This is a genomic window from Arthrobacter sp. JCM 19049, assembly GCF_001310435.1.
This window is the reverse complement of the sequence record NZ_BAXF01000814.1, coordinates 1-729: the sequence shown is the minus strand read 5'-3', so window position 1 is coordinate 729 and position 729 is coordinate 1. Positions and strand designations below refer to the sequence as shown.

General features: G+C 63.8%; 1 protein-coding gene and 1 pseudogene. One reads left to right on the top strand and one right to left on the bottom strand.

Annotated elements, in window-relative coordinates:
- Positions 1-356 (bottom strand): annotated as a pseudogene (locus JCM19049_RS21605) (MFS transporter); the annotation flags it as partial.
- A 231-nt stretch (positions 357-587) separates the two neighbouring features.
- Here JCM19049_RS21605 and JCM19049_RS16465 point away from each other — a divergent pair.
- The coding region (locus JCM19049_RS16465) for a winged helix-turn-helix transcriptional regulator (protein WP_374700349.1) at positions 588-729 on the top strand (142 nt) is incomplete at its 3' end.

Here is a 729-nt window from a genome sequence, read left to right as displayed (position 1 = left end):
GGCGCACAACCCCAGCAGGTCATCGGCGGTCCCGAAGACCAGCGTGCCGGCCAGGCCAATCAGCACGGCCAACAGCAGCGCGGCGCGGCGGCCGATGTGGTCGGACCAGTGCCCGACCGTGACCAAAAAGACGATGAGTGCCATCACGTAGCTGGCGAAGGCGACCGAGGTGCCCATCGGCCCAGGCCCAGCGACTGCTGCAGCCCCGGGTAGAGTGGGGTGGCCAGGTTGGCGCCGCACAGCAGCACAAAGATCACCAGCCCGGAGAGCACCAGGCGGGTGCGCGGCGTGGCGTCCCACCGGTCGTAGCTGGCTGCCGTGCCGGGACGCATCCTCAGCTCACTGATCACCGACATCGCCGACCCGCCTTTCTGGTGTCCGCCAGCCACCGGACGTGGCGGCGTGCTGGTCCCCTGCCGATCAACAGGGGTGGAAGAGATTGAGCATTCTGCTTCGAGATGGCTACGCGAATAGCCTGTTCCTTCACTAATATGGAATACTTCAAAGCATTGCATCGCCAATTGACGGTTCCATTGAGCAAAACATCCAAAAATTGGCGGATCGGGAGAGTACGGAGAGTAGTTTTGGTGCGTTTGGACGACGTGGACGTGAAGATCTTGCTGGCCATGATCGCGGATCCACGGATCCAGATTTCCGAGCTGGCCGATCAGGTGGGCATCGCCCGCAACACCGCCCAGTCCCGGATGCGCCGGCTGCTGCGGGCCGGGG